The organism is Stenotrophomonas sp. RIT309, from assembly GCF_000632045.1.
Classification (GTDB): domain Bacteria; phylum Pseudomonadota; class Gammaproteobacteria; order Xanthomonadales; family Xanthomonadaceae; genus Stenotrophomonas; species Stenotrophomonas indicatrix.
This window is the reverse complement of the sequence record NZ_JFYS01000041.1, coordinates 1-26,995: the sequence shown is the minus strand read 5'-3', so window position 1 is coordinate 26,995 and position 26,995 is coordinate 1. Positions and strand designations below refer to the sequence as shown.

Here is a 26,995-nt window from a genome sequence, read left to right as displayed (position 1 = left end):
AGGTTGGCACCTACCGGTAGCGCCGGGCCATGCCCGGCGGGGCAGCGATCAGCTCGCCACCTTGCTCCACACCTTTGGTACCTACCGGTAGCGCCGGGCCATGCCCGGCGGAGCAGCGATCAGCTCGCCACCTTGCTCCAGACCTTGCCTGCAGTCAGCCACAGGCCCAGCATGCTGCCCAGGTTGGTCAGCATGAAGGTCAGCACCACGCGGGTGACCCGGTTGCGGTACCAGCCCTTCAACGACTGTGCATCGTCACGCAGCTTGAGGAAATCCTCGTAGGTCGGCTTGCGCAGGCGCGCTTCCACCAGTGCCGCGAATGCGCCGGTGGGGATGCTCAGGCGGAACGGCTTGAACGGCGCCACCACGATCGCGGTGAGGATGCTCAGCGGGTGGCTGCCGGCCACCAGGCAGCCCAGGCCAGCCAGGCCGCCGGTATACATCGCCCAGGTCGCCAGCAGCTCGGTGCCTACGCCCAGTCCACCACGATAGAAGCCGACACCGATGCCGGTGGCCACGATGGCGAGGATCGCCAGGGTGAACCACGGGATGTTGCGCTTCTTCGGCACCGCTTCCAGCTGCTCGCGCAACGGCGCAGGCGCCTCGGTATCGGTTTCCAGGTAACGCGCCAGGCCGGCCAGATGGCCGGCGCCGACCACCGCCAGCACTTCACGCTGCTGCGGATCATGCGCTTCGCGCAGGCGCGTGGCCATGTAGCGGTCACGCTCGCCGATGATGGTTTCGTACAACGCCGGGTTCTCGCTGGCGAACTCGCCGAAGCTCGATTCCAGCATGTCGCCCTGCTTCAGCTTCTCGATCTCGTCTTCGCCGACATCCTCGGACGAGAACAGGCCGGCGCCAAGCCCGGCCACCAGCTTCAGCTTGCCGAAGAAGCCCAGTCGCTGCGAAGCACGGCGGAATGTCAGGCCGACTTCGCGGTCGATCAGGTGCACCGGCAGGTTGCGCTCGCGCGCCAGGTCGACCGCACGCTTGAGTTCCGCGCCCGGCTCGATGCCGAGCTGTTCGGCCAGTCGGCGCTGGTAGGCCGACAACGCGAGGTTGGCCGCGAACAACGCGACGCGGCCCTTGCGGATCACTTCCACCAGGTCCAGTTTGGCCAGCGTGTCCGGGTCGCTCAGCGCCTGCAGGCGCTGCGGGTCCAGCTCGACGGCCACCGCATCGAATCGTCCGCTATCGATTGCTTTCTCCACCGCCTCGACGCTGGCATGGGAGACGTGGGCAGTGCCCAGCAGGGTGTAGCGCACGCCATCGCGCTCGACGACGCGCACGGGCTGGCCGGCGAACAGATCGTCGCCGGTTTCGGGAAGGGTTTCGGTCATGGAATCATTCATTGGAAGGAGCGGAATCGGCGCCATCGCCGAGCGCGCGCTGCATCTGTACGGTGTCCAGCCAGCGGCCGTGCTTGCGGCCGAGGCCACGGAACACGCCCACCAGCTGGAAACCGAAGCGTTCGTGCAGCTTGATGGAGGCCGTGTTGGTCGGCTCGCCGATCACCGCCACCATCTGTCGATGGCCGCGCGCGGTGCAGGCATCGATCAGTGCCTGCAGCAGGCTGGTGCCGACGCCACGGCCCTGGAAACGGGCATCGACGTAGACCGAGTTCTCAACGGTCCACTGGTAGGCGATACGCGTGCGGTAGGTATTGGCATACGCATAGCCGGCAACCTGGCCGTCGACCTCGGCCACCAGGTAGGGGAAGCCGCGGTCGATGATGTCGCGCATGCGGCGCAGCATCTCGGCCTGGTCAGGGATCTCGTACTCGTAGGTATTGACGAAGTCGGTCACTTCCACCGCGTAGATCGCGGTGATCGCAGCGATGTCGGCAGGGCCGGCATCACGGATGAGTACGGCCATGCGCGGGCTCCGGGTCAGTCGATGTAGCGCTTGAGCAGGTCGCCGTAGGCGTCGATGCGACGATCACGCAGGAACGGCCAGATGCGGCGCACGTGTTCGCTGCGCTGCAGGTCGACCTCGCACATCAGGATGGTCGCGTCGGTGCCGGCTTCGGCCAGGAACTCGCCCTGCGGGCCCAGCACGTGGCTGTTGCCCCAGAACTGGATGCCTGAGGCGCCCAGCGGCGAAGCCTCATGGCCGACGCGGTTGCAGCTGAGCACCGGCACGCCGTTGGCTACGGCATGGCCACGGTGGCTCAGTACCCAAGCGTCGCGCTGGCGGGTCTTCTCGTCCTGTACATCGTCCGGGTCCCAGCCGATCGCGGTGGGGTACAGCAGCAGCTCAGCACCGGCCAACGCCATCAGGCGCGCTGCTTCCGGGTACCACTGGTCCCAGCACACCAGCACGCCGAGGCGGCCGACCGAGGTGTCGATCGGCTTGAAGCCGATATCGCCCGGGGTGAAGTAGAACTTCTCGTAGAAGCCCGGGTCATCCGGGATGTGCATCTTGCGGTACTTGCCCAGCAAGGTGCCGTCCTTCTCGAAGACCACGGCGGTGTTGTGGTACAGGCCGGCAGCGCGGCGCTCGAACAGCGAGCCGACCAGCACCACGCCATGCTTCTTGGCCAGCGCGCCCAGGCGCTCGGTGCTTGGTCCCGGAATCGGCTCGGCCAGGTCGAATTCATCGACCGATTCGTGCTGGCAGAAGTAGGGACCGTTGTGCAGTTCCTGCAGCAGCACCAGCTTCGCGCCCTGTGCCGCGGCGTCGGCAACACGCGCTTCGATCACCGCCAGGTTGGCGGCGGCATCACCGTGGTTGCGCTCCTGGATTAGGGCGACGGTAAGGGGGCTGCGCGAGTTCATGCGGGGCGATCCTGCGGGGGAAAACCCGCATGTTAACGCGGATGCGCCACGACAGCGTGTTGGCTGCTGAATGGTGCACGCAACCGGTAGCGCCGGGCCATGCCCGGCGGATTTTCCAGATGCCGCCGCGCTCGCCGGGCATGGCCCGGCGCTACCGCGTGGCTTATGCCTTCAACAGCCCAGCCGGCAGCTGCATGGTGATGCAGTGCAGGCTGCCGTTCTGCCAGATCAGCGAGCGGCACGGCACCTGCACGATCTCGCGGCCCGGGTGGGCCTGTGCCAGCACGTCGCGGGCCAGGTCATCGGCCGGGTCGCCATAGGCCGGCATCAGCACCGCGCCGTTGACGATCAGGTAATTGGCATACGAAGCAGCCAGGCGACGGCCTTCATCGATCACCGGCTGTGCCCACGGCAGCGGGAACAGGCGGTACGGCTTTCCGTCAGCGGTGCGCAACGCGGCCAGCTCGGCGCCCATCGCCTGCAGCTCGGCGTAATGCGAGTCGCTGGCGTCGTCGCAGGCCTGGTAGACGATGCTGTCGGCCGAGGCGAAGCGGGCGAGGGTGTCGATATGGGCGTCGGTGTCGTCGCCTTCCAGATAGCCATGATCCAGCCACAGCACGCGCTTCTGCTGCAGCCAGTCGGCCAGGTCGGCGCTCAGGCTGTCGCGGTCACGGTCGGGATGGCGCTCGTGCAGGCACTTCCAGGTGGTCAGCAGGGTGCCTTCGCCATCGGTCTCGATGCCGCCGCCCTCCAGCGCGAACGGAATGCTGCGCACCGTCGCGTCGTTGAACACGCCGGCCTGGTCGAGCGCGCCGACCAGCTGGTCATCCAGGGTGGCGTCGAACTTGCCGCCCCAGCCGGTGAAGCGGAAGTCCAGCAGCTGGAAGCTACCGTCGGCACGGCGCAGGGTGATCGGGCCCGAATCACGCAGCCAGGTATCGTCGTAGGCGGCGGTGGTGAAGTGGACCTTGTCCATGTCGATGCGGTTGGAGCGCAGCCGCATCTCGGCGTAGGTCTCCACGTCATCGTCGGCCACGCAGATCAGCACCGGCTGGAAGCGGGTGATCGCTGCAACCAGGGCGATGTAGGTCTCTTCCACCTGGCCCAGGCGGTCGGCCCAGTCGGTGTCGGCGGTGGGCCAGGCAATCAGGACGCCGCTCTGGGCTTCCCATTCGGCAGGAAAACGAAGGGTCTGGTTCATGGTCTCGCTACACGCGCCCGCCGGTGGCGGGCATGGGGGTCAACGGATCGGCGGCTTGGGGCCGATTTCGTTCGGATCCGCCTGGTTTGCCACCACGTCGATCACCTTCTGCTTCTCGAAGTAGACGGTGAACTGCGGGTACACCCAGCGGTGGATGGTCGGCCATTGCCGTTTCTGCCCGCCGCGCGGCTGCAGCTGCTCTGCCGGCGCGCCGAACTGGGACTGCACCTGCTGCATGCTCTGGCCGCGGACGGGCAGGGCGCCGGCCGGCTTTTCGCGGGCGCGGTCGACAAGCAGGGTATCGGCCATCGCCGGGGTGGCGGCAGCCAGGGTGGCCAGTACGGCCAGGGTGCACAGGTAACGCGTCATCTCGATCTACTCCCCAGTGGTCAAGAACAGCGATTACAGCAAAAACGGCAGGAAAAAACCGCATAAACAAAAAACCGCCCGAAGGCGGCTTTTTGCATCGGGTCGGCCCCGCGTGGGGCCAGCCGCGGTCACAAGGACCGTTGGGCTTAGCGCTGACGCGCCTTGAAACGCGGGTTCGACTTGCAGATGACGAAGATCTTGCCACGACGACGCACGACCTTGCAGTCACGGTGACGGGCCTTCGCCGACTTCAGGGAGGACAGAACTTTCATGGCATACCTCGGCGTAAACAGTAGTTGTTCGGGTGGAGCGTGGCCGCGATATGCGAAAGACAATCGGCAGTGGACGCTCGTTCAAGCCCGCCATTCTACCGGGCTTTTCCCCATGGTTTCAAGTGGTTGCACAAAAGGCCCGTTGCGGGGTGTCCGGCAGGGGCTAGAATGCCCCCTTCACACGCGCAAGGACCCCCATGAATCCACTCGTTCCCGTCCTGACCATCGACGGCCCGTCAGGGGCCGGCAAGGGTACCATCAGCCGCATCGTGGCGCGCCGGTTGGGCTGGCACTACCTGGATTCGGGTGCTCTGTACCGCGCCGTCGGCGTGGCGGCCAGCTGGGCCGACATCGACACCTCCGATGCCTCTGCGCTGGTGCGCTGCACCTTTGATACGCATGTCCAGTTCGTCGAGCAGGGCGATGCCATGCGGGTCCTGGTCAATGGCACCGACGCCACCGACGAGCTGCGGCTGGAGACCACCGGGGCGCTGGCGTCGGCCATTGCCGCCATCCCCGAGGTCCGGGCCGCCCTGAAGGAGCGCCAGCGCGCATTCAGGATGGAGCCGGGACTGGTCGCCGACGGCCGCGACATGGGCACGGTGATCTTCCCGGACGCCCCCTACAAGGTCTTCCTGACCGCCAGTGCCGAGGAGCGCGCCGAGCGCCGGCATAAGCAGTTGAAAGACAAGGGGGTTTCTGTTAACTTTGAAGACCTCCTGCGCGAGATCATGGCCCGCGACGCCCGTGATGCTCAGCGTACCGTGGCGCCCCTGAAGCCGGCAGACGATGCTGTCCTCATCGACACCACAGGCATCGGCATCGAAGATGTCGTTGCCAGAGTGATGGATCTGCTTCCGGTTCCGGCTGCCTGATCCGTTCGCGCGGGAGCTCTGCCAGCAGCATCGGTGGAGGTCGCGCATCTGCAGTGCTGTAAAAGCTCCGTCGCGCAATGATGCGTGGCGGTTTTCCTACTTCCACACACGACCTGCATTTCCGGGGTCGACCAACAGGCGGGCGGTAGCCATTCCCTGAAGGGAAGCCAACCGACCCATGTGTCCAACAGAGTAAATCTAATGACCGAATCATTTGCCGAACTGTTTGAAGCCAGCCAGGCCAACCTGGCCAAGCTGAAGCCGGGCGCCATCGTCAGCGGTACCGTTGTTGAAGTCCGCGGCGACGTCGTGGTGATCAACGCCGGGCTGAAGTCGGAAGGCATCGTGCCGATCGAACAGTTCCGTAACGACGCTGGCGAAATCGATGTTGCCGAAGGCGACATCGTCAAGGTCGCCCTCGACTCGATCGAGAACGGCTTCGGTGAAACCGTCCTGTCGCGCGAGAAGGCCAAGCGCGCGATGGTGTGGGACGAGCTGGAAGAAGCGTTGGAAAAGAACGAAACCATCACCGGTCGCATCAGCGGCAAGGTCAAGGGTGGTTTCACCGTGGACATCAAGGATGTCCGCGCCTTCCTGCCGGGTTCCCTGGTCGATGTGCGCCCCGTGCGCGATCCGGCCTACCTGGAAGGCAAGGAGCTGGAATTCAAGCTCATCAAGCTTGACCGCAAGCGCAACAACGTCGTGGTCTCGCGCCGCGCTGTCGTCGAAAGCGAGCACTCGGAAGAGCGCGAGCAGCTGATGGACAAGCTGCAGGAAGGCGCGATCCTGAAGGGTGTCGTCAAGAACCTGACCGATTACGGCGCATTCGTGGACCTGGGCGGCATCGACGGCCTGCTGCACATCACCGACATGGCATGGAAGCGCGTGCGCCATCCGTCCGAAGTCGTCAATGTCGGCGACGAGCTGGACGTGCGCGTGCTGAAGTTCGACCGCGAGCGCAACCGCGTTTCGCTGGGCCTGAAGCAGCTGGGCGAAGATCCGTGGGATAACATCGCCCGTCGTTACCCGGCCAACAGCCGCGTGTTCGGCAAGGTCTCCAACGTCACCGATTACGGCGCATTCGTCGAAATCGAGCCGGGCGTCGAAGGTCTGGTGCACGTTTCCGAGATGGATTGGACCAACAAGAACGTCAACCCGTCCAAGGTTGTGCAGGTCGGTGACGAAGTTGAAGTCATGGTCCTGGACGTCGACGAGGAGCGTCGCCGCATCTCGCTGGGCATGAAGCAGGTTGCCGCCAATCCGTGGGAAACCTTCGCTGCCACCCACAAGAAGGGTGACAAGGTGTCGGGCCAGATCAAGTCGATCACCGACTTCGGCATCTTCATCGGCCTGGACGGCGGCATCGACGGCCTGGTTCACCTGTCCGACATCAGCTGGGCGACCACTGGCGAAGACATCGTTCGCAACTTCAAGAAGGGCGACAACCTGGACGCAGTCGTCCTGGCCGTCGATCCGGAACGCGAGCGCATTTCGCTGGGCGTCAAGCAGCTGGAGCAGGATCCGTTCGGCCAGTACATGGCGACCAATCCGAAGGGCTCCAAGGTCGAAGGCGTGGTGAAGGAAGTCGACGCCAAGGGCGCGATCATCGAGCTGTCCGACGGCATCGAAGGCTATGTTGCAGCTCGCGACATCGCCAACGAGCGTGTTGACGACGCGACCCAGCACCTGAAGGTCGGCGACAAGGTTGAAGCCAAGTTCGTGGGCATGGATCGCAAGGGTCGTACCCTGCAGCTGTCGATCAAGGCCAAGGACGACGCGGAAATGCGCGAAGTGCTGGAGGAATACCAGTCCTCTTCGGCTTCCAGCGGCACCACCCAGCTGGGCGCGCTGCTGCGTGCACAGCTGAACGGCAACAAGTCCGAGTAATATCGGCCTTACGCTGTTCGTTGTTTCCTGGACGGCCCGGGCACTGCCCGGGCCGTTTCAGGCTGAGATGCCCCTGATGTGAGCCGGTAATGACCAAATCCGAACTGATCGAAATCCTTGCGCGCCGGCAGGCGCACCTGAAGGCCGATGATGTCGATCTGGCGGTCAAGTCATTGCTGGAAATGATGGGGGGCTCACTGTCGGCCGGCGATCGCATCGAGATCCGCGGCTTTGGCAGTTTTTCGCTGCACTACCGTCCGCCGCGCCTGGGGCGCAACCCGAAGACCGGCGAATCGGTTGCCCTGCCGGGCAAGCATGTCCCTCATTTCAAGCCAGGCAAGGAATTGCGCGAGCGGGTCAGCAGTGTGCTGCCGCTGGACGCAGATCCGGCCTGAGCCATCCGTCGCGCGACTTCGTGCGAATCCCACCACGAGTCGGATAAGCTACGGCCTCCTGCCAATGGAGCTGTCGCATGAAAGTTTTTCGTCTGCTGGTCCTGCTGGCGGTTCTGATCCTTGGTCTGATCATCGGTGCGGTCAACATGACGGCCATGTCGATCAACCTGCTGTTTACCCAATTGAACACGTCCGTCGGCGTGGCGCTGATCGCCGCTCTGCTGATCGGTGTCGTGGTCGGCGCTGGCCTGGTGCTGGTGAGCGTGGTCATTCCGCTCTACAGCCAGCTGCGACGTGCCAACAAGTCGGCGGCTGCGCCGTCGGCGCCGGTCGCCCCCTCCCAATCTTTTGATGGACGTTGATCGAAGATGGAATTCGTTTCCGAGTGGTTCTGGTTCTTCCTGTGTCTTCCGTTGGCGGCTCTGGCCGGCTGGGTAATCGGACGCCGCGGCGGTCAACGCCACGGTGACAACCAGGTCAGCCACCTGTCCAGCACCTATTTCCGTGGCCTGAACTACCTGCTCAACGAGCAGCCGGACAAGGCCATCGAACTGTTCCTGCACATCGCCGAGCTGGACAAGGAAACCTTCGAGACCCAGGTCGCGCTGGGCCATCTGTTCCGTCGCCGTGGTGAAGTGGACCGCGCGATCCGTCTGCACCAGGGCCTGGTCAACCGCCAGGACCTGAGCGACGCGCAGCGCGTGCAGGCCCTGCTGGCACTGGGCGAGGACTACATGAAGTCTGGCCTGCTGGACCGTGCCGAAACCGTGTTCACCGAACTGGCGCAGCTGGACCAGCGCGCACCGCAGGCGCTCAAGCACCTGATCGGCATCTACCAGGCCGAGCGCGACTGGGAAAAGGCGATCGACAACGCTACCCGCTTCGAGGATGTCACCGGCGAGCCGATGGGCAAGCTGATCGGGCAGTTCGAATGCGAGCTCGCCGAGCGCTTCCGTGGCGCTGGCAAGCTGGAAGAGGCGAGGGCGGCCATCGCCCGCGCCTACCAGGCTGATGCCATGTCGGTCCGTGCCGGCATCATCGAGGGCCGCCTGGAAACCGATGCAGGCAACGCCGAGGCGGCCGTGCGCGCCTTCGAGCGTGCCGCCCGCAACGATCCGGAGTACCTGCCGGAAGTGCTGCCGGCGCTGATGGAAAACTACCGCAAGGTCGGCGACCTCGGCGGCGCGCGCGCGTTCCTGTCCGAGATGACCGAGCATTACCGCGGCATCGCCCCGGTGCTGGCGCTGACCCGTCTGATGGAAGAGCAGGAGGGTGTTGCACCTGCCCGCGCTTACCTCGGCCGCCAGCTCAAGGATCGCCCATCGGTGCGTGGCGAATCGGCGCTGATCGACCTCACCCTGGCCGAGGGCGCAGATTCCACCGCGACCCTGCACGACCTCAAGCACATCACCGATCAGTTGCTGGTGCGCAATCCCGCCTACCGCTGCACACGCTGCGGATTCGGTGCGCGTACCCACCACTGGCAATGCCCGAGCTGCAAGGAGTGGGGCACGGTCAAGCCGCTGTTGAATTACGCGGTGCTCTGAACCATGCCGTGGCTTGTGATGGCCGCGCTGCTGGGCCTGGCCCTGCTCAGCGCGGGGTTGACCTGGGCGGCGCGTGTGTATGCGCTGCGCAGGCAGCTGCTGGATCAGCCCGGCGAGCGCCGCAGCCACAGTGTCGCAACTCCTCGCGGTGGTGGCATCGCCATCGTGATCAGTCTGCTGGTTGCTGCGGCCGTGGCCGCTTTTTTCTGGCCGGACGCCGCGCCCAGCCTGGCTGTTGCCAGCCTTGGCCTGCTGCTGGTTGCCGGCATCGGCTGGTGGGATGACCATCGGCCGCTGCCAGCCATGCGCCGTTTGCTGGTGCATTTCCTCGCTGCTGCCTTGCTGGCAGGGCTGGTCAAGATGCACGGGGGTAGCTGGCTGTTGAGCCTGCTGGTGCTGTTCTTCACCGCCTCGCTGATCAACATCTGGAACTTCATGGATGGCATCAACGGGATTGCCAGCAGCCAGGCCGTCATCGTTGCGCTGGGCTTTGCCACCGTGCTGCCCTGGCCCTATTCGCTGGTGGCCGTTGTTCTCGGCTTGGCCTGCCTGGGTTTTCTGCCATTCAATTTCCCGCAGGCGCGGATCTTCATGGGTGATGTCGGTAGTGGCGCCCTCGGCTATGCGGTGGCGGTGGTGCTGGCCGTCGCGGCAGTGCACACCGACATCAACTGGATCCTGTTGTTGCTGCCGTTGTCTGCATTTCTTGTGGACGCGGGCTTCACGCTGTTGGCGCGCATGCTTTCCGGGCAACGCTGGATGGAACCCCACACCCAGCATGTCTACCAGCGCGCGGTGCAGGCAGGAGCCAGCCATGCCCAGGTGACAGGGATGTACTTTGTTTTGGGCCTGTTCAGTATTACAGTGTTCAATATCTGCACCAATTTGCAGCCGAGGTGGGAGGCTGTCGTAGCGGTCGCGTGGTTTGCCGCGCTGACCCTGCTGTGGCTCCTCCTGCGCAATGGATTGCGCCACCGATAAGGAATTACTCGATCTATGTCTTCACCCTGGCGGGACAGAATCCTCGGCCTGATGCCGCGTACGGCCATCGTCTGCCACGACTTGTTCATGGTATGGGCCTGTTGGCAGCTGCTGCACGCAGGTCGTTACTCGATTCTGGCCGACGCTCCTGCGTTGCCCTTGTGGAACGTGGACACCACGCTGGTACTGGCGCTGCAGGGACTGGTGTTCTGGCGTATCGGCCTCTATCGCGGCCTGTGGCGTTTTGCCAGCGTCAGCGACCTGCTGAACATCTTCAAGGCCAGCTTCATCGGCCTGATCGCCATTGTTCTGGTGCTGGCCTGGAAGCGCTTCAACGGCGTACCGATGTCGGTGCTGGTGATCTATCCGTTCGCGCTGTCGGCACTGCTGGGCGCGCCGCGCCTGTTGTACCGCGCGTGGAAGGACTACCAGTCGCTGCAGTCCGATTCGACCGCGCGCCGGGTGCTGATTCTCGGCGCCGGACAGGCCGCCGAGACCCTGGTGCGCGACCTGCGCCGGTCCGGCAATTTCGAGCCGGTCGGCCTGCTCGATGATGCGCCGCACCTGCGAGGGGCCAAGCTGCAGAGCCTGCCGATCCTGGGCACGCTGGACGATGCACCGGCAGTGGCCCGCGAGACTGCAGCCAAGCTGCTGGTGATTGCCATGCCTTCGCTCGATGCCGTCGGCATGCAGCGCGTGGTGGCCATCTGCGAGAGCACCGGCATTCCGTTCCGCACGGTGCCCAAGCTCAGCGACATTCTGCAGGGGCAGTCGCTGCCGGGGCAGCTGAAGGAAGTGGCGATCGAAGATCTGCTCGGCCGCAAGCCGATCATGCCGGACTGGAACCTCATCCGTGGCTGGTTGGGCGGGCGCACGGTGATGGTGACCGGTGCCGGTGGCTCGATCGGGTCCGAGCTGTGCCGCCAGTGTGCGCGCCATGGTGCCGGTCGTATCGTGCTGCTGGAGATCAGTGAGCTGCTGCTGTTGACCATCGAGGGTGAGCTGCGCCGCAGCTTCCCCGACGTCGAGATCGAAGCGGTGCTCGGTGACTGTGGTGATCCTGCGGTGATCCGCCACGCGCTGTCGCTGCACCCGGTCGACACCGCCTTCCATGCGGCTGCCTACAAGCACGTGCCGGTGCTGGAGCGTCAGCTGCGTGAAGCCGTGCGCAACAACATCCTGGCTACCGAGAACGTGGCCCGCGCCTGCCTGGAAGCCCACGTCGAGCACTTTGTGTTCATCTCGACCGACAAGGCGGTGGACCCGGTCAATGCGCTGGGCGCCAGCAAGCGCTATGCGGAGATGATCTGCCAGAGCCTGGACCAGAAGTCCACGCACACCCGTTTCGTGACCGTGCGTTTCGGCAACGTGCTGGCGTCGGCCGGCAGCGTGGTGCCGCTGTTCCGCGAGCAGATCCTCAAGGGCGGCCCGGTCACGGTGACAGACCCGGAGGTCAGCCGCTATTTCATGACCATTCCCGAGGCGTGCCAGCTGATCCTGCAGGCGGCCGCGTCGGCGTCGCACGGCGCGATCTACACCCTGGACATGGGCGAGCCTGTGCCGATCCGGGTGTTGGCCGAGCAGATGATCCGGCTGGCGGGCAAGCAGCCCTACAAGGAAATTCCGATCATCTATACCGGCCTGCGCCAGGGCGAGAAGCTGCACGAGACGCTGTTCTATTCCGACGAGGACTACCGGCCGACCGCGCACCCGAAGATCCTCGAGGCCGGCGTCCGTTCGTTCTCGCGGGACATCGTGCTGGGCAACGTGCCGAAGCTGCGCGAGGCCATTGCCCGGTACGACATCGATACGATCCAGGAAATCCTGTTTGCGACCATGCCGGAATTCTCGCCAATCGAACAGGATGCTTACATTTCATCCGCTAAGGTTGTGCCCTTTCCGGCACGTGAGGCCAACAGGCACCAATGAGCAAGCGCATTCGCAAGGCGGTATTCCCGGTAGCGGGTCTGGGCACGCGTTTTCTTCCGGCGACCAAGACGGTGCCGAAGGAGATGCTGCCGATCATCGATCGGCCGCTGATCCAGTACGCCGTGGATGAGGCGATCGAAGCAGGCTGTGACACCCTGGTGTTCATCACCAACCGTTACAAGCACGCCGTCGCCGACTATTTCGACAAGGCCTACGAGCTGGAGCAGAAGCTCGAGCGCGCGGGCAAGCACGAGCAGCTCGAATTGATCCGCCATGTGCTGCCGGAAGGCGTGCGCGCGATCTTCGTCACCCAGGCCGAGGCTCTGGGCCTGGGCCATGCGGTGCTGTGCGCCAAGGCGGTCATCGGTGACGAGCCGTTCGCCGTGCTGCTGCCCGACGATCTGATCTGGAACCGCGGCGCGGGTGCGCTGAAGCAGATGGCCGACCTCAACGAGGCCAGTGGTGCCAGCGTCATCGCCGTGGAGGACGTGCCCCACGACAAGACGGCCAGTTACGGCATCGTCGCCACCGAGGCGTTCGACGGCCGCAAGGGGCGTATCTCGCAGATCGTGGAGAAGCCCAAGCCGGAAGACGCACCGAGTGACCTGGCAGTGGTGGGGCGCTACGTGCTGAGCCCGAAGATTTTCGAGCTGCTCGAGCAGACCCGCACCGGTGCCGGTGGCGAGATCCAGCTGACCGATGCTATCGCCGAACTGCTGAAGACCGACGAGGTCGATGCCTATCGTTTCGAGGGCACCCGTTTCGACTGCGGCACCCACCTGGGGCTGGTCGAGGCGACGATCCGCTTCGCGCTGGACAACCCGAAGCTGGCCGGCCCGGCGCGCGAGAAGCTGGCGGCGATGCTGGCGGAGTAAGGGTTTTTCGAGCGCTCCGGCAGCGCCTTCCTGCATAGCTGGGGGAGGCGCAGGCAGGCCGCTGCAGGACACGCCGTAAACCCCGCTCCGCGGTCCGGCCCAGCCGCTGACGGCTGTGCGTTCGGGCGCTTGCGAAGCAGTGCTTCGCAAGCAAAGCGCCCTCACCCATGGGGGCTCGATGGCGCCTTGCTCCTGTGCGCTGTCCTGCGCACACGGCAAGACCGGGGTTGGGCGTCCTGCCCAACCCGCCCGAGGCATGCCTCGGGCCCATGGCGCCAACGGTCCTGCAAAGGCCCACCGATCCCGCCAGCCTGGTTTCCTGCGGGCGCGGACAGGAAGGGCGGAATCAAGAGCAGGGCAGAAACGAAAAAGGCAGCCGATGGCTGCCTTTTTTCGTTTCCGGAGCATCCACGCATGGCGTGGATCTACTGCTCTTGCCTCTTCTCATCCTTCCGCCGCGGGGAGGCTGGAAGGGCCGGGTTGGCAGGGCTGCTCGGGACCGTTGGCGCCATGGATGGCGCCATCGAGCCCCCATGGATGGGTTCACGGCGTGTCCCGGGCAGCCCTGCCAACCCGGCCCACGCCTTGAAGCCCAACGAGGCAACGCCTTGAACCTTACAGCGCCTCGAAAATGCCCGCCGCACCCATGCCGGTGCCGATGCACATCGTCACCATGCCGTACTTCTGCTGGCGACGGCGCAGGCCGTGCAGCAGGGTCGCGGTACGGATCGCGCCGGTCGCACCCAGCGGATGGCCCAGCGCGATCGCGCCGCCCAGCGGGTTGACCTTGCTCGGGTCCAGGCCGCAGTCACGGATGACGGCCAGCGATTGCGCGGCGAAGGCTTCGTTGAGCTCGATCCAGTCCAGCTGGTCCTGGCTCAGGCCGGCCTGCTTCAGTGCCTTCGGAATCGCGGCGATCGGGCCGATGCCCATCACTTCCGGGCGCACACCAGCCACCGAGAAGCTGACGAAACGGGCCAGCGGGGTCAGGCCGTAATCCTTGATCGCCTGTTCCGACGCCAGCAGTACCGCGCCGGCGCCATCGCTCATCTGCGAGGAGTTGCCGGCAGTGACGGTGCCGCCGAACTGGCCGTTGCGGAACACCGGGCGCAGCTTGGCCAGGCCTTCAGCGGAGGAATCCGGACGCGGGCCTTCGTCGGTGTCGGCCACCTTGTTGCGGGTGATGATGCGCTTGCCGTCGGCCAGATCGGGCTGGTGCGAGACGATCTCGTACGGGCTGATCTCGTCCTTGAAGTCGCCGTTCTGGATGGCGGCCATGGCCTTCTGGTGCGAGGCCAGGGCGAACGCGTCCTGTTCTTCGCGCGAGACCTTCCACTCTTCAGCGACCTTCTCGGCGGTGATGCCCATGCCGTAGGCGATGGCGACGTGGTCGTTGTCGAACACGCTCGGGGCCATCGCGATCTTGTTGCCCATCATCGGCACCATCGACATCGATTCGGTGCCGCCGGCCAGCATCAGGTCGGCGTTGCCAAGGCGGATCGCGTCGGCCGCCTGCGCCACGGCCTGCAGGCCGGAGGAGCAGAAGCGGTTCACGGTCTGCGCGGCGATGGTGTTCGGCAGGCCGGCCAGCAGCACGCCGATGCGGGCTACGTTCATGCCCTGCTCGGCTTCGGGCATCGCGCAGCCGATGATCGCGTCATCGATGCGGTTGACGTCCACGCCCGGCGCCTGCGCCACGACGCTGCGCAGCACGTGGGCGAGCATGTCGTCGGGGCGGGTGTTGCGGAACATGCCCTTGGGCGCCTTGCCAACCGGGGTGCGGGTGGCGGCGACGATGTAGGCGTCCTGGATTTGCTTGGTCATTGCAGTGATCTCTTGAATAGGGGTTGGAAGAGGTTGCCGGCCAGTGGCCGGCACTACCGATGTCTTCCGTCAGTTCCGCAGCGGCTTGCCGGTCTTCAGCATGTGCGCGATGCGGGCCTGGGTCTTTTCCTGCTGGGCCAGTTCGACGAAGTGCTTGCGCTCCAGGGTCAGCAGCCACTCTTCGTCGACCAGGGTGCCGCGGTCGACCTTGCCGCCGCACAGCACGGTGGCGATGCGCTCGGCGATCTCGTAGTCGTACGGGCTGATGAAGCGGCCTTCCAGCATGTTGACCAGCATCATCTTGAAGGTGGCGATGCCGACGTCGCCGGCCACTTGGATGCGGCGTGCCGGCAGCGGCGGACGGTAGCCCGCTTCGGCCAGGGCGCGTGCTTCGGCCTTGGCGATGTACAGGGCCTCGTAGCTGTTGAACACCACCTTGTCGGTGCTGCGCAGCAGGCCCAGTTCCTGGGCGTTGACCGCCGAGTTGGACACCTTGGCCATCGCCACGGTCTCGAAGGTCTTCTTCAGTTCGGCGAACACGTCACCGCCCGGGCCGGCGGCCTGCGATGCGCGCACGGCCAGTTCCTTCAGGCCGCCGCCTGCCGGCAGCAGGCCGACGCCGGCCTCGACCAGGCCGATGTAGCTTTCCAGGAAGGCCACGGTCTTGGCGCTGTGCATCTGGAACTCGCAGCCGCCACCCAGGGCCAGGCCACGCACCGCAGCCACCACCGGCACCAGCGAGTACTTGATGCGCTGGCTTGTGCGCTGGAAGTTGTGCACCATTTCTTCGAACTGGTCGACCTTGCCGGCCTGCAGCAGGCCGAGGGCGCCAGCCAGGTCGGCACCGGCGGAGAAGGGCTCCTTCTGCTGCCAGATCACCAGGCCCTGGAAATCCTTCTCGGCGCGGGTGACGCATTCCTGCAGGCCATCCAGCACGTGGTCGGACACGGTGTTCATCTTGGTCTTGAAGCTGACCACGGCGATGCCATCGCCGTCGTGCCACATGCGCAGGCCGTCGTTCTCGAACACGGTCTCGCCCGGCGCGAACTTCTCGCCCAGCAGCGGATCGGGGAAGCGCTGGCGCTGGTATACCGGCAGCGACGAACGCGGCAGCTTGGCGTTGCGCGACGGGCTGTAGCTGCCCTCGGCGGCATGCACGCCGTCACGGCCGTCAAATACCCAATCCGGCAGCGGCGCGTTGCTCATGCTCTTGCCAGCGACGATGTCATCGGCAATCCACTGCGCGACCTGCTTCCAGCCGGCAGCCTGCCAGGTTTCGAACGGGCCCAGCGACCAGCCGTAGCCCCAGCGGATGGCCAGATCGACGTCGCGCGCGGTCTCGGCGATGTCGGCCAGGTGGTAGGCGCTGTAGTGGAACAGGTCGCGGAAGGTCGCCCACAGGAACTGCGCCTGCGGGTGCTGGCTCTCGCGCAGCTTGGCGAACTTCTCGGCCGGGTTCTTGATCTTCAGGATCTCGACCACTTCCGGTGCGGCGGCGCGGTCAGCCGGACGGTAGTCCTGCTTTTCCAGGTCCAGCACCACGATGTCCTTGCCGACCTTGCGGAAGATGCCGGCGCCGGTCTTCTGGCCGAGCGCGCCCTTGGCAATCAGCGCATCCAGCCACTTCGGCGACTTGAAGAACTCATGCCACGGGTCGTTGGGCAGGGTATCGCCCATGGTCTTGATGACGTGGGCCATGGTGTCCAGGCCGACCACGTCGGAGGTGCGGTAGGTGGCGGACTTCGGGCGGCCGACCAGCGGACCGGTCAGGCCGTCCACTTCGTCGAAGCCCAGGCCGAATTCCTGGGTGTGGTGGATGGTGGACAGGATCGAGAACACGCCGATGCGGTTGCCGATGAAGTTCGGGGTGTCCTTGGCGTACACCACGCCCTTGCCCAGGGTGGTGACCAGGAACGCTTCCAGGCCTTCCAGCACGCTGGCGTCGGTGGTGGTGGCCGGGATCAGCTCGGCCAGGTGCATGTAGCGCGGCGGGTTGAAGAAATGCACGCCGCAGAAGCGGTGGCGCAGCTGTTCGGGCAGCACGTCGGCCAGCTTGTTGATGCCCAGGCCCGAGGTGTTGGAGGCCAGCACGGCGTGGTCGGCCACGAACGGGGCGATCTTCTTGTACAGGTCCTGCTTCCAGTCCATGCGCTCGGCGATGGCCTCGATGATCAGATCGCAGTCCTTCAGCTGTTCCAGGCCGGTCTCGTAGTTGGCCGGGGTGATGGCTTCGGCCAGCGACTTGCTGGCCAGCGGCGCCGGGCTCAGCTTGCCGAGGTTGGCGATCGACTTCAGCACGATGCCATCGGCCGGACCTTCCTTGGCAGGCAGGTCGAACAGCACGGTGTCGACGCCGGCATTGGTGAGGTGGGCGGCGATCTGGGCACCCATGACGCCGGCACCCAGCACGGCGGCGCGGCGGACTAGCAGGGAATTGGACATGGTGTAGGGCCTTTGTTGGTCAGCAGTTACTGGGTGGAATCAATGGAGGCGGGCAGGGCGCTGCCGCTGCGGGCGGCGGCGCGGAATCCGGCCTCGGCGAAATGGATCAGTTCATGGGCGGCATGGGCACGATGCGCCGTTTCGGTGACACCGGCAGGTCGCTTGATCAGCCCGAAATCGGCCATGGCATAGGTCAGCGAGCCAGCGAGGAAATCCAGGCGCCAATAGAGCTCTTCCTTGCTCAGGCCGGGCACGCAGGTGGCGATCGCCTTGCCGAACTCACGCAGCACGTGGCCGTAGTGGTCGGACAGGAACTTGCGCAGGTTGTCGTTCTTTTCAGCGTAGGCACGGGCGATCACGCGGACGAAGGCGCCGCCGTTCTGGCGGTCCTGGGCCAGCGCCAGGGCCGGCTCGACGAAGGCGGCGAGCACCGGCCGCAGTTGCCCGGGGTGTTCGTTGCGGGCACGCTCGAGCTGGGCCAGGCGGGCGCCGGTCATCTCGTCCATGCGGCGGCGGAACACCTCGTTGACCAGGTTTTCCTTGGAGCCGAAGTGGTAGTTGACCGCAGCGATGTTGACGTCTGCCTGGCTGGTGACCTGGCGCAGCGAGGTGCCGGCAAAGCCGTGCTGGGCGAACAGCTCCTCGGCGGCGCCGAGGATCCGGTCCTTGGTCGAGAAGTGGGCGGGCTTGGCCATCGGGCGGGCGGACCTTAATCAAACGATTGTTTGATACTAGAACCAGACGGTACCGTATGGCATTTTGCAGTGCAGCAAAAATGCCCGGGCTGGTCAGAATCCGCTCAGGTGGGTGAATGGGGGTAGTGCCGGCCGCTGGCCGGCAGCCCCGAGGTTGAATGGCGGCCAATGCCGGCCAGCGGCCGGCACTACCACCCTGCCGCTTTATCTTTTACAATCCACGCACGTTTATCAGGCTAAGCCCGCGTTTCGACGCGGCTTTTTTTTTGTTACCCTTCGGGCCATCAGCGGCCCGATTCCATTGGAGACATCCCATGGCGCTGGAGCGCACCCTTTCGATCATCAAGCCGGACGCCGTTGCCAAGAACGTCATCGGCGAAATCTACGCCCGCTTCGAAAAGGCCGGCCTGAAGGTCGTGGCCGCCAAGTACAAGCAGCTGTCGCGTCGTGAAGCCGAAGGCTTCTACGCCGTGCACCGCGAGCGTCCGTTCTTCAACGCACTGGTCGAGTTCATGATCTCCGGCCCGGTGATGATCCAGGCCCTGGAAGGCGAGAACGCCGTCCTGGCCCACCGCGACCTGCTGGGCGCCACCAACCCGAAGGAAGCCGCTGCGGGCACCATCCGCGCCGACTTCGCCGAATCCATCGATGCCAATGCCGCCCACGGCTCGGACTCGGTCGAGAATGCCGCGATTGAAATCGCGTACTTCTTCGCCGCCACCGAAGTCGTCTCGCGCTGAGAGTAATGCCGTGAACGAGGTCGTACAGAAAATCGCCATCCAGCCGCTGCCGAAGTCGGCACCCACGGCTGGCAAGCAGAACCTGCTCGACCTCGATCGCGCGGGCCTGGAGAAGTTTTTCGTCGAGGTTCTCGGCGAGAAGAAATTCCGCGCCCATCAGGTGATGAAGTGGATCCACCATCGCTACGTCACCGAGTTCGATGAGATGACCGACCTCGGCAAGGTTCTGCGCGCCAAGCTGCAGGAGCATGCCGAGGTCCTCGTCCCGAACATCATCTTCGACAAGCCCTCCGCCGACGGCACCCACAAGTGGCTGCTGGCGATGGGCGTGGATGGCAAGAACGCCATCGAGACCGTGTACATCCCCGACAAGACCCGCGGCACGCTGTGCGTGTCCTCGCAGGTCGGTTGTGGCCTGAACTGCACGTTCTGCTCCACCGCCACCCAGGGCTTCAACCGCAACCTGACCACCGCCGAGATCATCGGCCAGGTGTGGATCGCGGCGCGCCACCTGGGCAACGTGCCGCACCAGATGCGCCGCCTCACCAACGTGGTGATGATGGGCATGGGCGAGCCGTTGATGAATTTCGACAACGTCGTGCGTGCCATGAGCGTGATGCGCGACGATCTGGGCTACGGCCTGGCCAACAAGCGCGTGACCCTGTCGACCTCCGGCCTGGTGCCGCAGATCGACCGCCTGTCCACCGAAAGCGACGTGTCGCTGGCGGTGTCGCTGCATGCGCCGAACGATGAGCTGCGCGAGACCCTCGTGCCGCTCAACAAGAAGTACCCGATCGCCGAGCTGATGGCTTCGTGCGCACGCTACCTGCGCGCCAACAAGCGCCGCGAATCGGTCACCTTCGAATACACCCTGATGAAGGGCATCAACGACCAGCCCGAGCACGCCCGCCAGTTGGCGCGGCTGATGCACCAGTTCGACAACGCGGTGCAGGCCAGGGACTCGGGCAAGGTCAACCTGATCCCGTTCAACCCGTTCCCGGGTACCCGCTACGAGCGTTCCGAAGAAGCGCATATCCGCGCCTTCCAGAAGATCCTGCTCGACAGCAACGTGCTGACCATGGTGCGCCGGACCCGTGGCGACGATATCGACGCCGCCTGTGGCCAGCTCAAGGGCCAGGTGATGGATCGCACGCGCCGCCAGGCCGAGTTCAACAAGACGCTGCAGGCGGGGAAGGGGAGCGATGCCGCGGCCTGACCGCTTCTGGCTGGCGCTGCTTGCAGCCGTGCTGGCCCTCTCGGTCACCGCTTGCAAGTCGCAACCCAAGGCCAAGCTGGGCCCCAGCCAGGCGACGGTCTATTCGGTCCGCGACCCCGAAGGTGTTCGCCGGCAGGTCCGCGCCGCGGATCTGCTCGCCTTGGCCGCCCGCGACATGCAGAGCGGCAACCTCGATGCGGCCGAGCGCAAGACGCGCGATGCGATCAAGCTGGCGCCTGCCGACCCCGATGCACTGGTGCTGCTGGCCGGCATCGATGATCAGCGTGGCCGCACCCGACAGGCCGGGGAAGGTTTCCGCAGGGCCGCCGAACTGGCGCCGCAGCGGGGGGACGTGCTCAACAATTATGGTGCCTGGCTGTGCCAGAACGGACAGGCTGCCGAGTCGCTGGCCTGGTTCGATCGTGCGCTGCAGGCGCGCAGCTACACCACGCCGGCCGAGGCGCAGGCCAACGGCGGCAGCTGTGCGTTGGATGCCGGGCAGCTTGATCGCGCCGAACGCAACCTGCGTGCCGCCCTGTCCCAGGTGCCTGGCAACCCGGTCGCGCTGGAGGCGATGGCCCAGCTGAGCTTCCGTCGCGGCCAGTTCATGGAGGCCCGCGCCTTCGCCGAACGTAGGATTGCGGCTGCACCGGCCACGCGTTCCGTGTTACAACTTGCGTCTCAAATCGAGGCGCGGCTGGGTGATCAGGCAGCATCTGATCGCTATCTTCAGCGGATTCGACAGGAATTTCCGCAGGACGCGGGCTCCTAACTCCAGGGTTGATGCATTGTGATTGATGACCAGACTGTGAGCGATCTCGAGACTGTGGCCGGCTGCGGCACCCGCCTGCGCCAGGCCCGCGAGGCCGCCGGACTGACCCTTGAAGACGTCGGCCAGCGCCTGCGCATGCCGGTTCAAGTGGTGAAGTCGCTCGAGCAGGAGCAGTGGCAGAAGCTCGGCGCGCCGGTGTTCGTGCGCGGCCAGCTGCGCAGCTATGCCCGCCTGCTCGGCGTCGACGTCAGCGAACTGCTGGAACAGGCCCAGGTTGGCCCGGTGGTTCCGCCGACCCTGGTCAGCCACACCCATACCCCGCGTGCGCGCCGGATCGCCGAGAATCTCGGCCGCCGTGCGCTGTATGTCGGTATTACCGCCGTGCTGGCGGTCCCGGTCTGGTTCGCCACCCGTGGTCACTTCGATGGCGCCGCACCTTCGCCGAACACCGCCTCGCTGGATGTGATCCCGGCCGCCGTACCGGTTACCCCGGCCGGTCCCGGGTCCGCCGCCGCGGCGCCCGCCGAAGTGGCGGCCGCACCTGTCACCAAGCCGACTGCTACCCCCTACGTTGCCTCGCTGGCCCCGGTGCCACGCGCTGCGCCGGCTGCTGCCGCCAACCTGGACATGCAGTTCAGTGGCGACAGCTGGGTCGATATTGCCGGTCCGGATGGCGGCAGCGTCGAGAAGGCGTTGATCAAGGCGGGCGAGACCCGCAGCTTCACCCCCGGCCAGGTGGCCCGGGTCACCCTGGGCAACGCCTCGGCGGTCCAGGTTCAGCAGAATGGCGCTATCGTCGATCTGACGCCCTATCAGCGAGCCAACGTGGCACGCTTTCAGGTATCCTCTGAAGGCTCCGTTGTCCCGGTTTCACACTGAGGCGCGGTTTCACCACCTTCGATAATCCCAATGGTCCCTCCCGATGGGCGGGGCGAGAGTACGCATGGCGATCGACGACCTGCTCGACGAGCACGAACAAAGTGAACGCGTCCGCAGCTGGCTGCGGAAGAATGGTGCCAGCATCCTCGGTGGCGTAGTCATCGCCATCGGTGCCATTGCCGGCTGGCAGTGGTACCAGAAGGATCAGGGCGGCAAGCTGGCTTCGGCCAATGTCGAGTACCAGAAGGCCCTGGTGGGCCTGCAGCAGAACAAGCTCGACGACGCTGCGAAGGCGGTCAAGGCGCTGGAGGCTGGCCCGTCCAGCATCTACGGCGACCTGGCTGCGCTGCAGCTGGCCAAGGCCCAGGTCGATGCCGGCAAGAATGAAGAAGCGCTGGCCACCCTGCGCGCGGTGAAGGTCGAAGGCGACCTGCAGCGCGTGGTCGACCAGCGCGTGGCACGCCTGCTGGTGGCTACCGGCAAGGGCGATGAAGCGATCAAGCTGCTGGGCAGCGCCACCGACAGCAGCAGCCTGGAAATCCATGGCGATGCGCTGATGGCGCAGGGCAAGCGTGACGCGGCCCGCGAACAGTATGAGAAGGCGCTGAAGACGCTGGACGTGGCAGCGCCGCAGCGGCGACTGCTGGAAACCAAGGTTATGGACGCCGGCGGCACCGTCGCCGCCCCTGCGGAGTCGGTTTGATGAGTCAGAAGGTCATGATCACGCGCGTCGCCACCGTACTCCTGCTCGGTATGGCGCTGTCCGGTTGCAGCACCATGAAGGGCTGGTTCGCCGGCAAGGACGCAGCAGCGAAGAAGGCACAGGAGCCGGCGGAACTGGTGAAGTTCGAGCCGACCCTGAAGGTCAACAAGGCCTGGTCGGTCAACCTGGGCAAGGGCGAGCGCCGCATCGGCGTGCGCCAGGGCCCGGCAGTGGCCAATGGCCATGTGTTCGCCGCGGCGATCACCGGTGGCGTGCACGCCATCGACCTGCAGACCGGCAAGAAGGTCTGGACCTGGGAGCCGAAGAAGGAAAAGAAGAAGGCCAAGCTGCGGCTGTCCGGTGGTCCGGGCGTCGGCGAGAACCTGGTGGTCATCGGTACCCTCGATGGCCAGGTGATCGCGCTGGACATCAACGATGGCAGCGAGAAGTGGCGCGCACGCGTGCCCAACGAAGTCATCGCCGCACCGGCCATTGCCCAGGGCATGGTCTTCGTGCGCAGCAATGACGGTCGCGTCACCGCGTTCGACGCCGGCAACGGCACCCAGAAGTGGTTCAACCCCAGCGAGCTGCCGGCGCTGACCGTGCGTGGCAACGCGCCGGTGGTGGCCGGTCCGGGCGTGCTGTTCATCGGCAAGGACGAGGGCAGCGTGTCTGCGCTGGCCATGCAGGACGGCCGCACGCTGTGGGACCAGAACGTGGGTACCGGCGAAGGCCGTACCGAGCTGGACCGCATGGCCGATGTCGATGGCGCCCCGGTGCTCGACGGCAACACGCTGTTCGTGAGCAGCTTCAAGAACCAGACCATGGCCATCGAAGGCCCGACCGGTCGCCCGCTGTGGGCGCGTGACCACGGCGGTGCCGGCGGTGTGGCGGTGTCTTCGGGCAATGTTTTCGTTACCGACAACAAGGGCGGCGTGTTCGGCCTGGACAAGGCCAGCGGCGCGGCGATGTGGTCGCAGACCGCACTGGCCCGGCGCTCGCTGACCGGCCCGGCGCTGCACGGCGACTACGTGGTGGTCGGTGACTACAAGGGATACCTGCATTGGCTGCAGGCCTCCGATGGCGCGATGGCGGCGCGGGCGAAAAGCGGCGGTGATGCGCTTCTGGCCCAGCCAATCGTCGTCGATGGAGTGCTGCTGGTGCAGAACGTTGATGGCAAGCTGACCGCATTCCGGTTGGCAAATTAATACGGAGTAATCGCGATGCTGCCTTTGGTCGCCCTGGTTGGACGGCCGAATGTCGGCAAGTCGACCATATTCAATGCACTGACCCGTACACGTGACGCCCTGGTCCATGACCAGCCCGGCGTCACCCGGGACCGCAACTATGGCGTCTGCCGGCTTGACGAGGACAACCATTTCCTCGTCGTCGATACCGGCGGCATCGCAGAGGAAGAAGAAGGCCTGGCTGGTGCTACCACGCGCCAGGCCCGCGCTGCCGCTGGCGAAGCTGACCTGATCCTGTTCGTCGTCGATGCCCGCGAGGGCACCTCGGCGATGGACGATGAGATCCTGGCCTGGCTGCGCAAGCTGTCGCGCCCGACGCTGCTGCTGATCAACAAGATCGACGGCACCGACGAAGACACCGTGCGTTCGGAGTTCGCCCGTTACGGCTTCAGCGAGATGCTGACCGTGTCGGCTGCCCACCGCCAGGGCCTGGACGACCTGCTTGACGAGGTCATCCAGCGCCTGCCGGAAGAGGGCAGCGGCGAAGAGCTGGACAACGATCCGAACCGCGTGCGCATCGCCTTCGTCGGCCGCCCCAACGTGGGCAAGTCGACCCTGGTCAACCGCATCCTCGGCGAAGAGCGCATGATCGCCTCGGACGTGCCGGGCACCACCCGCGATTCGATCTCGGTGGACCTGGAGCGTGACGGCCGCGAGTACCGCCTGATCGACACCGCCGGCCTGCGTCGCCGTTCGCGCGTGGACGAGGTCGTCGAGAAGTTCTCGGTGGTCAAGACCATGCAGTCGATCGAGCAGTGCCAGGTGGCCGTGCTGATGCTCGATGCCACCGAAGGCGTGACCGACCAGGACGCCACCGTGCTCGGCGCCGTGCTGGATGCCGGCCGCGCGCTGGTGATCGCGATCAACAAGTGGGACGGCCTGACCGACTACCAGCGTGAGCAGGCGGAAACGATGCTGTCGCTGCGCTTGGGCTTCGTGCCGTGGGCCGAATCGGTGCGCATCTCGGCCAAGCATGGCTCGGGCCTGCGCGAGCTGTTCCGTGCGGTGCACCGTGCGCACGAATCGGCGAACAAGACCTTCACCACCAGCGAAGTGAACAAGGCGCTGGAAGTGGCCTACGAGACCAACCCGCCGCCGACCATCCGCGGCCACGTCTCCAAGCTGCGTTACGTGCACCCGGCCGGCGCCAACCCGCCGACCTTCATCGTGCACGGCACCCGGCTGAAGGAACTGCAGGAGTCGTACAAGCGCTACCTGGAGAACTTCTTCCGCAAGCGCTTCAAGCTGATCGGAACGCCGGTGCAGTTCATCTTCCGCGAGGGTGCCAACCCGTACGAAGGCAAGAAGAACGTGCTGACCGAACGGCAGGTCAAGGCCAAGCGGCGCTTGATGAAGCACGTCAAGGGCAAGTGATCCACGAGAGGCGGCCGCAGGGCCGCCTTTCTCGTTGTGGCGATCCTGTCGGTAGTGCCGGCCGCTGGCCGGCAACCTCAGCCAGGCAGCCCCGGCACCGGAATCCGATAGACCACCGACGCAAACTTCGCGCTCTGCTCGGTGCCGACCACCTGGCCGCCCAGTGCTTCGGCAATCCGCCGGCTGGCCACGTTGTCCACCGCCACCGGGTAGCGATAGGCGACCGCAGCGAGCCGTTCCGCGCACCAGTGGACGACGGCGCGCACTGCCTCGCGGCCGTAGCCCTGTCCGTGCTCGCGCTCGCTTATCCAGATGCCAAGCTCGGGTTCGCCCTCGGTAGCGCGGTGCACGGCGGCGATGCCCACAAAGCGTCCGTCCTGCAGATGCCGGATCACGAACGTGTATTCCGCGCCTTCCTCGATCAGGCGCAGCCATTCCTGGCCGATCTTTTCGAATGCCGCAAAAGACCCCGGCGGATCGAATGCCATGAAGCGGGTCAGCGTTGGCGTGATGCCGGCGAAGACCTCGGGGCCGTCGGCGCATGAGAACGGCCGGAGCACCAGGTGCTCGGTCTGTACGGGATTGATCGATGGTTTCACCGGCCAGAGGGTCCTACGCGCCGTCGGCTCCGTCAACATGGGGCCCGGCTCTACAATGGACGCCATGAGCATTCCAGAGCTTTCCCCCGAGCGCGCGCGCGCGCGCGTGGCCCATGGTGCGGTGCTGATCGACGTGCGCGAGGCGCATGAGCGGGCCGGCGGCATGGCCGAGGGCGCGCGTGGCGTGGCCAAGGATGAACTGCTGGCCGATCCGGCCGCGCACCTGCCTGTGCCGGAACAGGAAATCCTGCTGATCTGCCAGAGCGGCAAGCGCTCGGCTGATGCAGCGCAGGCGCTGCTGGATGCGGGCTATACGAACGTGAGCTCCGTTGCCGGCGGCACCGTGGCCTGGCGCGAGCAGGCGCTGCCGCTGGTGCAGCCACTGACCAGCGCCGCCGACCGCGATTTCTACGACCGCTATTCGCGCCACCTGCTGCTGCCGCAGGTGGGCGAGGCTGGGCAGCGCCGCCTGCAGCAGTCGCGGGTGCTGGTGCTGGGCGCGGGCGGCCTGGGCGCGCCGGCCGGGTTCTACCTGGCGGCCGCCGGGGTAGGGCACCTGCGTTTCGCCGACCACGACCGTGTCGAGCGCAGCAACCTGCACCGGCAGATCGTGCATACCGAGGCCAGCGTCGGCCAGCTGAAGGTCGATTCGGCACGTGAGCGGCTGCTGGCGTTGAACCCGTCCATCGAGGTCGAGGCCGTGCCCGAGCGGGTCACCTCGGAGAACGTGGACCGCCTGCTGCAGGACGTTGACGTGGTGCTGGACGGTTCGGACAACTTCCCGTTGCGCTACCTGCTCAACGATGCCTGCATCAAGCACGCCACGCCGATGGTCTACGCCGCCATCGAGCGCTTCGATGGCCAGGTGAGCGTGTTCGATGCCGGCCGCCAGCGCGGCGAGGCGCCGTGCTATCGCTGCCTGTTCCCGGAGCCGCCGCCGCCGGAGTTCGCGCCCAACTGTTCCGAGGCCGGCGTGCTGGGCGTGCTGCCCGGCCTGGCAGGTGTGCTGCAGGCCACCGAGGTGCTGAAGCTGCTGCTGGGCATCGGCGAACCGTTGGTGGGCCGCCTGCTGCGCTTTGACGCGCTGGGCATGCGCTTCCGCGAGACCCGCATCGGGCCGGACCCGCAGTGCCCGCTGTGCGCGCCGGGCGTGCCGTTCCCGGGGTATATCGATTACGCCGCGTTCTGTCGGGGCGGGTGAGGGCGGGGCGGTGGCGGGGGCCCGGGTGGGGGCGGCCTTGGTCCGGGGCTGGGCCAACCAAGGTTGGGGCCTAGATGCGCCACACCGTAGTGCCGGGCCATGCCCGGCGTGTTGGTAGGTGTCGACCTTGGTCGCCGTAGCGTTGGCGCGCAAACCGGACGCGTCCGTGGCATCCAAGGTTGGCGCCAGCTAGAG

At 65.7% G+C, this 26,995-nt stretch carries 26 protein-coding genes; 16 read left to right on the top strand and 10 right to left on the bottom strand.

Translation table 11 applies throughout. The features are described from left to right. Positions 1–119 precede the first annotated feature (119 nt). The 6 genes from BW38_RS03865 to ykgO form a co-directional block, all read right to left on the bottom strand. Positions 120–1,352, bottom strand: a complete 1,233-nt coding sequence (locus tag BW38_RS03865; RefSeq protein ID WP_032951769.1) for a TraB/GumN family protein — start codon at positions 1,350–1,352, stop codon at positions 120–122. Beyond that, a complete protein-coding gene (locus BW38_RS03870; protein ID WP_025875048.1) occupies positions 1,345–1,875 on the bottom strand; it encodes a GNAT family N-acetyltransferase in 531 nt (176 codons plus the stop codon). Before BW38_RS03870 ends, BW38_RS03865 begins: the two co-directional genes overlap by 8 nt. Before the next feature lie 14 nt (positions 1,876–1,889). Then, entirely contained in the window at positions 1,890–2,777 is an 888-nt protein-coding gene (locus BW38_RS03875; protein WP_025875046.1) for a carbon-nitrogen hydrolase, read from the bottom strand. Positions 2,778–2,940: 163 nt separating this feature from the next. Beyond that, positions 2,941–3,978: an agmatine deiminase family protein gene (locus BW38_RS03880; RefSeq protein ID WP_025875044.1), complete on the bottom strand. Its 1,038-nt coding sequence runs from the start codon at positions 3,976–3,978 to the stop codon at positions 2,941–2,943. 39 nt (positions 3,979–4,017) lie between these two features. Next, entirely contained in the window at positions 4,018–4,287 is a 270-nt protein-coding gene (locus BW38_RS03885; protein ID WP_223482678.1) for a hypothetical protein, read from the bottom strand. A 206-nt stretch (positions 4,288–4,493) separates the two neighbouring features. After that, positions 4,494–4,619, bottom strand: coding sequence for a type B 50S ribosomal protein L36 (gene ykgO, locus BW38_RS03890; RefSeq protein ID WP_005409283.1), 126 nt, complete (start codon positions 4,617–4,619; stop codon positions 4,494–4,496). A 197-nt stretch (positions 4,620–4,816) separates the two neighbouring features. Between ykgO and cmk the strand changes: the two genes are divergently transcribed. The 8 genes from cmk (at position 4,817) to galU (ending at position 13,108) form a co-directional block, all read left to right on the top strand. Then, complete coding sequence (gene cmk, locus BW38_RS03895) at positions 4,817–5,494, top strand: (d)CMP kinase (RefSeq protein WP_032977572.1); 678 nt, start codon at positions 4,817–4,819, stop codon at positions 5,492–5,494. Positions 5,495–5,695: 201 nt separating this feature from the next. Further along, positions 5,696–7,381: a 30S ribosomal protein S1 gene (gene rpsA, locus BW38_RS03900; protein WP_025875032.1), complete on the top strand. Its 1,686-nt coding sequence runs from the start codon at positions 5,696–5,698 to the stop codon at positions 7,379–7,381. Between the two features lie 89 nt (positions 7,382–7,470). Further along, positions 7,471–7,776 (top strand): integration host factor subunit beta, encoded by a 306-nt coding sequence (locus BW38_RS03905; protein ID WP_005409286.1) that lies wholly within the window; start codon positions 7,471–7,473, stop codon positions 7,774–7,776. Positions 7,777–7,853: 77 nt separating this feature from the next. Beyond that, positions 7,854–8,138, top strand: coding sequence for a lipopolysaccharide assembly protein LapA domain-containing protein (locus BW38_RS03910; protein ID WP_025875021.1), 285 nt, complete (start codon positions 7,854–7,856; stop codon positions 8,136–8,138). A 6-nt stretch (positions 8,139–8,144) separates the two neighbouring features. Then, positions 8,145–9,323 (top strand): lipopolysaccharide assembly protein LapB, encoded by a 1,179-nt coding sequence (lapB, locus tag BW38_RS03915; protein ID WP_032977571.1) that lies wholly within the window; start codon positions 8,145–8,147, stop codon positions 9,321–9,323. Between the two features lie 3 nt (positions 9,324–9,326). Beyond that, positions 9,327–10,304 carry a glycosyltransferase family 4 protein gene (locus BW38_RS03920; protein ID WP_032977569.1) on the top strand — a complete coding sequence of 326 codons (978 nt, stop codon included), beginning with the start codon at positions 9,327–9,329 and terminating at the stop codon, positions 10,302–10,304. A gap of 15 nt (positions 10,305–10,319) precedes the next feature. Beyond that, complete coding sequence (locus BW38_RS03925) at positions 10,320–12,233, top strand: nucleoside-diphosphate sugar epimerase/dehydratase (protein ID WP_032977567.1); 1,914 nt, start codon at positions 10,320–10,322, stop codon at positions 12,231–12,233. Next, positions 12,230–13,108, top strand: coding sequence for a UTP--glucose-1-phosphate uridylyltransferase GalU (gene galU, locus BW38_RS03930; protein ID WP_025875017.1), 879 nt, complete (start codon positions 12,230–12,232; stop codon positions 13,106–13,108). The genes BW38_RS03925 and galU overlap by 4 nt, the downstream gene beginning before the upstream one ends. Positions 13,109–13,723: 615 nt before the next feature. Here galU and BW38_RS03935 read toward each other — a convergent pair. From BW38_RS03935 to BW38_RS03945, 3 genes are all read right to left on the bottom strand, one after another. Continuing rightward, positions 13,724–14,932, bottom strand: coding sequence for an acetyl-CoA C-acyltransferase (locus BW38_RS03935; RefSeq protein WP_032977565.1), 1,209 nt, complete (start codon positions 14,930–14,932; stop codon positions 13,724–13,726). A 69-nt stretch (positions 14,933–15,001) separates the two neighbouring features. Beyond that, positions 15,002–17,374, bottom strand: a complete 2,373-nt coding sequence (locus tag BW38_RS03940; RefSeq protein ID WP_032977563.1) for a 3-hydroxyacyl-CoA dehydrogenase/enoyl-CoA hydratase family protein — start codon at positions 17,372–17,374, stop codon at positions 15,002–15,004. A 26-nt stretch (positions 17,375–17,400) separates the two neighbouring features. After that, complete coding sequence (locus tag BW38_RS03945) at positions 17,401–18,069, bottom strand: TetR family transcriptional regulator (protein ID WP_025875011.1); 669 nt, start codon at positions 18,067–18,069, stop codon at positions 17,401–17,403. Between the two features lie 314 nt (positions 18,070–18,383). On the opposite strand from BW38_RS03945, the gene ndk reads away from it, so the two are divergent. From ndk to der, 7 genes are all read left to right on the top strand, one after another. Continuing rightward, complete coding sequence (ndk, locus tag BW38_RS03950) at positions 18,384–18,809, top strand: nucleoside-diphosphate kinase (RefSeq protein WP_008265389.1); 426 nt, start codon at positions 18,384–18,386, stop codon at positions 18,807–18,809. 10 nt (positions 18,810–18,819) lie between these two features. Beyond that, the gene (gene rlmN / locus BW38_RS03955; RefSeq protein ID WP_032977561.1) at positions 18,820–20,025 is read left to right on the top strand and encodes a 23S rRNA (adenine(2503)-C(2))-methyltransferase RlmN; all 1,206 of its coding nucleotides are present in this window, start codon (positions 18,820–18,822) and stop codon (positions 20,023–20,025) included. Further along, the gene (pilW, locus tag BW38_RS03960; protein WP_032977559.1) at positions 20,012–20,797 is read left to right on the top strand and encodes a type IV pilus biogenesis/stability protein PilW; all 786 of its coding nucleotides are present in this window, start codon (positions 20,012–20,014) and stop codon (positions 20,795–20,797) included. Before rlmN ends, pilW begins: the two co-directional genes overlap by 14 nt. Positions 20,798–20,815: 18 nt before the next feature. Continuing rightward, the gene (locus BW38_RS03965) at positions 20,816–21,676 is read left to right on the top strand and encodes a RodZ domain-containing protein (RefSeq protein WP_051585102.1); all 861 of its coding nucleotides are present in this window, start codon (positions 20,816–20,818) and stop codon (positions 21,674–21,676) included. Positions 21,677–21,740: 64 nt separating this feature from the next. Beyond that, positions 21,741–22,379 (top strand): tetratricopeptide repeat protein, encoded by a 639-nt coding sequence (locus BW38_RS03970; RefSeq protein WP_025874997.1) that lies wholly within the window; start codon positions 21,741–21,743, stop codon positions 22,377–22,379. After that, positions 22,379–23,587, top strand: a complete 1,209-nt coding sequence (gene bamB / locus BW38_RS03975) for an outer membrane protein assembly factor BamB (protein WP_032977555.1) — start codon at positions 22,379–22,381, stop codon at positions 23,585–23,587. The genes BW38_RS03970 and bamB overlap by 1 nt, the downstream gene beginning before the upstream one ends. 15 nt (positions 23,588–23,602) lie before the next feature. Continuing rightward, positions 23,603–25,000: a ribosome biogenesis GTPase Der gene (gene der / locus BW38_RS03980; protein WP_025874993.1), complete on the top strand. Its 1,398-nt coding sequence runs from the start codon at positions 23,603–23,605 to the stop codon at positions 24,998–25,000. A gap of 77 nt (positions 25,001–25,077) precedes the next feature. On the opposite strand, the gene BW38_RS03985 is transcribed toward der, so the two are convergent. Next, entirely contained in the window at positions 25,078–25,665 is a 588-nt protein-coding gene (locus BW38_RS03985; protein WP_235189991.1) for a GNAT family N-acetyltransferase, read from the bottom strand. On the opposite strand from BW38_RS03985, the gene moeB reads away from it, so the two are divergent. After that, positions 25,664–26,800, top strand: a complete 1,137-nt coding sequence (gene moeB / locus BW38_RS03990; protein ID WP_032977552.1) for a molybdopterin-synthase adenylyltransferase MoeB — start codon at positions 25,664–25,666, stop codon at positions 26,798–26,800. The two genes, BW38_RS03985 and moeB, sit on opposite strands and share 2 nt — an antisense overlap. Positions 26,801–26,995: the final 195 nt, after the last annotated feature.

Coding starts and splice junctions, on each gene's coding strand:
- BW38_RS03865 (WP_032951769.1), bottom strand. CDS start 1,352: ATGAATGATTCCATGACCGAAACCCTTCCCGAAACCGGCGACGATCTG.
- BW38_RS03870 (WP_025875048.1), bottom strand. CDS start 1,875: ATGGCCGTACTCATCCGTGATGCCGGCCCTGCCGACATCGCTGCGATC.
- BW38_RS03875 (WP_025875046.1), bottom strand. CDS start 2,777: ATGAACTCGCGCAGCCCCCTTACCGTCGCCCTAATCCAGGAGCGCAAC.
- BW38_RS03880 (WP_025875044.1), bottom strand. CDS start 3,978: ATGAACCAGACCCTTCGTTTTCCTGCCGAATGGGAAGCCCAGAGCGGC.
- BW38_RS03885 (WP_223482678.1), bottom strand. CDS start 4,287: ATGGCCGATACCCTGCTTGTCGACCGCGCCCGCGAAAAGCCGGCCGGC.
- ykgO (WP_005409283.1), bottom strand. CDS start 4,619: ATGAAAGTTCTGTCCTCCCTGAAGTCGGCGAAGGCCCGTCACCGTGAC.
- cmk (WP_032977572.1), top strand. CDS start 4,817: ATGAATCCACTCGTTCCCGTCCTGACCATCGACGGCCCGTCAGGGGCC.
- rpsA (WP_025875032.1), top strand. CDS start 5,696: ATGACCGAATCATTTGCCGAACTGTTTGAAGCCAGCCAGGCCAACCTG.
- BW38_RS03905 (WP_005409286.1), top strand. CDS start 7,471: ATGACCAAATCCGAACTGATCGAAATCCTTGCGCGCCGGCAGGCGCAC.
- BW38_RS03910 (WP_025875021.1), top strand. CDS start 7,854: ATGAAAGTTTTTCGTCTGCTGGTCCTGCTGGCGGTTCTGATCCTTGGT.
- lapB (WP_032977571.1), top strand. CDS start 8,145: ATGGAATTCGTTTCCGAGTGGTTCTGGTTCTTCCTGTGTCTTCCGTTG.
- BW38_RS03920 (WP_032977569.1), top strand. CDS start 9,327: ATGCCGTGGCTTGTGATGGCCGCGCTGCTGGGCCTGGCCCTGCTCAGC.
- BW38_RS03925 (WP_032977567.1), top strand. CDS start 10,320: ATGTCTTCACCCTGGCGGGACAGAATCCTCGGCCTGATGCCGCGTACG.
- galU (WP_025875017.1), top strand. CDS start 12,230: ATGAGCAAGCGCATTCGCAAGGCGGTATTCCCGGTAGCGGGTCTGGGC.
- BW38_RS03935 (WP_032977565.1), bottom strand. CDS start 14,932: ATGACCAAGCAAATCCAGGACGCCTACATCGTCGCCGCCACCCGCACC.
- BW38_RS03940 (WP_032977563.1), bottom strand. CDS start 17,374: ATGTCCAATTCCCTGCTAGTCCGCCGCGCCGCCGTGCTGGGTGCCGGC.
- BW38_RS03945 (WP_025875011.1), bottom strand. CDS start 18,069: ATGGCCAAGCCCGCCCACTTCTCGACCAAGGACCGGATCCTCGGCGCC.
- ndk (WP_008265389.1), top strand. CDS start 18,384: ATGGCGCTGGAGCGCACCCTTTCGATCATCAAGCCGGACGCCGTTGCC.
- pilW (WP_032977559.1), top strand. CDS start 20,012: ATGCCGCGGCCTGACCGCTTCTGGCTGGCGCTGCTTGCAGCCGTGCTG.
- BW38_RS03970 (WP_025874997.1), top strand. CDS start 21,741: ATGGCGATCGACGACCTGCTCGACGAGCACGAACAAAGTGAACGCGTC.
- bamB (WP_032977555.1), top strand. CDS start 22,379: ATGAGTCAGAAGGTCATGATCACGCGCGTCGCCACCGTACTCCTGCTC.
- der (WP_025874993.1), top strand. CDS start 23,603: ATGCTGCCTTTGGTCGCCCTGGTTGGACGGCCGAATGTCGGCAAGTCG.
- moeB (WP_032977552.1), top strand. CDS start 25,664: ATGAGCATTCCAGAGCTTTCCCCCGAGCGCGCGCGCGCGCGCGTGGCC.
- BW38_RS03985 (WP_235189991.1), bottom strand. CDS start 25,665: ATGGCGTCCATTGTAGAGCCGGGCCCCATGTTGACGGAGCCGACGGCG.